The sequence below is a fragment of the Candidatus Magnetobacterium casense genome, from assembly GCF_019173545.1.
Lineage (GTDB): Bacteria > Nitrospirota > Thermodesulfovibrionia > Thermodesulfovibrionales > Magnetobacteriaceae > Magnetobacterium > Magnetobacterium cryptolimnobacter.
Map to the genome: position 1 here is coordinate 1 of NZ_JABXWD010000387.1, position 3,064 is coordinate 3,064.

Below are 3,064 nucleotides of genomic sequence, written 5' to 3' on the forward strand. Positions count from 1 at the left end.
CTCCGGTTCACGGCCCTTAAACCAGGGCGATGCCTTGATGAAATCCCATTGCCCGGGCAAATGATGCACAAACCATGGCTGCCCCACGTAGACAGCCTCCGGGTGAGATTGAATGTAGCTCTCCATGCGAATCAGCCAATCGCTGCTGACAATGTGAGCATCATCGTCGAACCACACCACCCAGTCAGACGGACTATGCTCAGGTCCCTTGCACTCGCTGAACAGCTCGCGCATGACCTTATACTTTGGCACGTTCTCGGGGCTGTGATAAACCCTGAGGCTGCACCCGCACGTATCGACGATCTTACGAGATGCAGGACTCAGCGTATTGCACCAAAGTCGTATGTCCACACTGTTGCCAAAACGCTCCAACGACCCCAACAAGCGTCGATGTAAAAGAGGGTAGTCGCCATACAACAAGGCATACACCTTCACGTTCCCCAACACACCCACGAAAGCTCTCCTACAAAGGCGGCAGATTAGTCCCAGGCACCCCTCTGGCGCCTGACCGGATTCTTGCTTGAGTAAGATCGTAATCGTCGTGAGTTAGCTCGCCAGCTTTCACGCGCGATTTCTGATACGTGCTCTCCATTTGATTGAGCAGCTTTCGCGCCATGGAAAGCAGTTGCCACTGCTGATTCAACGTAAGCTGATTGAAAATCACCTTTTCCTCAATGAACGGCTCACCGCGATCAATGTGAACGCCATTCAACGTGACTTCCTTGTTGCCAAGCAGCTCGGCCGTAAAACTGATGATGACCACAACAACCTCCTTTATAAACATGTAGGCAAACGCAACAACCCCTGATTAAGCGAATGCATGATGAGGGCCTTGATGTAAGTCGGTCCAAACTGGCTTTTCAACTCGGCATTCCGATTTTGCCCAGGAGGCGATATTTCGCTCAACCCCTTGGGTAACTTAGGCGCCAAAAACCGCACGTCAAACTTGTAGCACTCAAGATCGGGCGTCTCTGGATCCGGCACGGTCGAAAAAACAAATTCTCGTTCCTGATCCCAATCACTGCCATCGTACGTGCAGTAAATCGGCTGTCCGTTGTGCTTCATGAGCACGCGAGGCTTGACATAGATCTTTTTGTAAGGCATGGCAACGAATCATCCTTTTGGGATAGGCCCAGAACCTATCAACCGCTTGGTGTCATACGAGTAATCCGCCGTGCCGATCTCAATGAACTCGCACAGCTCATTAACAACCCAAAATCGGTGAGCTGTCATCGGAGGCAACACAACTTTACAACCAGTTTCAATCAGTAATACCTCGGGCTCGTGGAAATCTCCAACGCTCAACACCGTCTGCCTCAGGTTGCCTAACAAATTACCAAGGCCAGAAATAAGCTGACGCAGTTCCAAGTACAAATTACCACGCTGTATGAAAAACGTCTCATGCTTAACCCGATGGTAATGCAGAGAACTCGCATACGCACAGGGCAAAACGGTTAAAATCTTGCCGCAATAGTTAACCTCCACGTTATTGACTAAAATCGTTTCATAGCCCCATAACTTTGTGACAATCGTTGAAGATCCTTGAGTCTCAACCATCTGAGTATCAACCTCCCCTGCAAAAGTTCAGTTGCCTCTCGTATCCGTCACACCTTCATTGATGCGCTCACATAACGCATCAATCTCAACAGCCGACAAAGGAGTCACGTACCTGAAATGATCAGGAGACGTTGTCTTGGCCAATTCAACATCAGGCACTCTGTTCTGCCAATAACGTAATGCTGCCAGCACCGTAGCCAACTCCTGATCATTGAAATAGGCATAAAACACGCTGGCCGCGATGTTACGCGCAGCTACCTCATCCCATGCCAAATCCGGCAGTTCTGCCGCCACCACAGGCGGAAAAATCGCCGGCTCAGTAATGCTTTGGACTTCAGACGAGCTAACGGAAACGTCTATGTGCTTCAACACCCGATGAAGGGCCAGCTCAAGAGACGAAAGTACAGCATGAACTTTAGGCCAACGGCCAAGAACTTCAGCGGTATCGCAAATATCGCGCAACCCATTTGTAACCTTGAGCCGCCATTCCTCCCACTTGCCACTCATTACGTTAATCCTCCCACTCGTTAAAACCAACGTTAGAACATCGAACTCCCAATGTCCTCCTTATTCAAAGGCCGGTCCCTGGAATGGCCAGTTTTCTCGTCTACCTCCGCGGCATGCTCAAGTTTATTGCTCGAAACATGCTCCCGCAGACACCCGGTAAAGAAAACCAGCAGCAACAACACCAACAAACCAATCTTCCCTACGAGCGTCTTCATCGTCTCCTCCTCCTACGTAAGCCTGTCGAAAAGCGGATCTTGACACGAGCCAAATGCTAAACTTGCAAATTTCCTGTAGTCCGGATTGTCTAACACAAGAACGGCATCGTCAAAGAGGACGCCCCGATCAAATCCAGCGCTGTCGGTAGCATGAAGTGTCGGGAAAAGGATACATGATCTAACTGCACCCCCACGAGTCATGTATGTCAATCCAGACACAAACCTCGTAGACTCCTTGAGGCTAGGTCTCAAAGAAATCAGCAACGTACGTTGCTCCTCTGTTAAATGCTTCGGATTACTGAACCCCATGGATGTCTCCGTAGATTTCTCCCGGTAATGCTGTACTAGACTATCGAGTTCGTCTGGTGACATGCCGGCAACCCACTCTACGATTTCCTCTTTATAACCCTTAATGAGCCCCATCTCAATCTCCTGTTACTCTGAACTTCTCAGTCGTTCATCCCAACAACACGCATCACCAATCCAACGTTCCTGGTGCAGATGTGCCGTCTTCGAGGGAACACGCTTACCGCAAAGATGACACACAACCGTGTTGGCTGGATCATTCAAATCTTTGAGCGAATTCTCATCAACAGGCTCATTCACAGGATCATAGTCCAACATGTCCTTGATGGAGTTGTCCGATAGAGTCTGACGGATGTCTATCGAATTCTCGTCAACAGGCTCACTCACAGGAGCATCGTCAAGCAGATCAATCAAAGACGAAGGAGCGCACACAACCTCACGTACGGCATCATCGTGAGTATGTAACTCAGCTACAGCCT

Annotated in this window: 8 protein-coding genes; all 8 read right to left on the bottom strand. The window is 49.6% G+C overall.

The annotated features are described in order from the left end of the window. Positions 1 to 447 (bottom strand): glycosyltransferase (locus HWQ67_RS15270; protein ID WP_218253547.1); only part of this gene is annotated, 447 nt, incomplete at its 3' end. 16 nt (positions 448 to 463) lie between these two features. Continuing rightward, positions 464 to 763 (bottom strand): hypothetical protein, encoded by a 300-nt coding sequence (locus tag HWQ67_RS15275; protein WP_218253548.1) that lies wholly within the window; start codon positions 761 to 763, stop codon positions 464 to 466. Positions 764 to 774: 11 nt separating this feature from the next. Then, entirely contained in the window at positions 775 to 1,104 is a 330-nt protein-coding gene (locus HWQ67_RS15280) for a hypothetical protein (RefSeq protein ID WP_218253549.1), read from the bottom strand. Positions 1,105 to 1,113: 9 nt separating this feature from the next. Further along, positions 1,114 to 1,557 carry a cupin domain-containing protein gene (locus HWQ67_RS15285; RefSeq protein WP_218253550.1) on the bottom strand — a complete coding sequence of 148 codons (444 nt, stop codon included), beginning with the start codon at positions 1,555 to 1,557 and terminating at the stop codon, positions 1,114 to 1,116. 27 nt (positions 1,558 to 1,584) lie between these two features. Beyond that, positions 1,585 to 2,064 (bottom strand): hypothetical protein, encoded by a 480-nt coding sequence (locus tag HWQ67_RS15290; RefSeq protein ID WP_218253551.1) that lies wholly within the window; start codon positions 2,062 to 2,064, stop codon positions 1,585 to 1,587. Between the two features lie 32 nt (positions 2,065 to 2,096). Continuing rightward, positions 2,097 to 2,279, bottom strand: coding sequence for a hypothetical protein (locus tag HWQ67_RS15295; RefSeq protein WP_218253552.1), 183 nt, complete (start codon positions 2,277 to 2,279; stop codon positions 2,097 to 2,099). A gap of 12 nt (positions 2,280 to 2,291) precedes the next feature. Then, a complete protein-coding gene (locus HWQ67_RS15300) occupies positions 2,292 to 2,702 on the bottom strand; it encodes a hypothetical protein (protein WP_218253553.1) in 411 nt (136 codons plus the stop codon). A gap of 12 nt (positions 2,703 to 2,714) precedes the next feature. Then, the coding region (locus HWQ67_RS15305) for a hypothetical protein (RefSeq protein ID WP_218253554.1) at positions 2,715 to 3,064 on the bottom strand (350 nt) is incomplete at its 5' end.

What these genes read in the sequence shown, in the direction of transcription:
- HWQ67_RS15280 (WP_218253549.1), bottom strand. Translation starts at nt 1,104, where the DNA reads ATGCCTTACAAAAAGATCTATGTCAAGCCTCGCGTGCTCATGAAGCAC.
- HWQ67_RS15285 (WP_218253550.1), bottom strand. Translation starts at nt 1,557, where the DNA reads ATGGTTGAGACTCAAGGATCTTCAACGATTGTCACAAAGTTATGGGGC.
- HWQ67_RS15290 (WP_218253551.1), bottom strand. Translation starts at nt 2,064, where the DNA reads ATGAGTGGCAAGTGGGAGGAATGGCGGCTCAAGGTTACAAATGGGTTG.
- HWQ67_RS15295 (WP_218253552.1), bottom strand. Translation starts at nt 2,279, where the DNA reads ATGAAGACGCTCGTAGGGAAGATTGGTTTGTTGGTGTTGTTGCTGCTG.
- HWQ67_RS15300 (WP_218253553.1), bottom strand. Translation starts at nt 2,702, where the DNA reads ATGGGGCTCATTAAGGGTTATAAAGAGGAAATCGTAGAGTGGGTTGCC.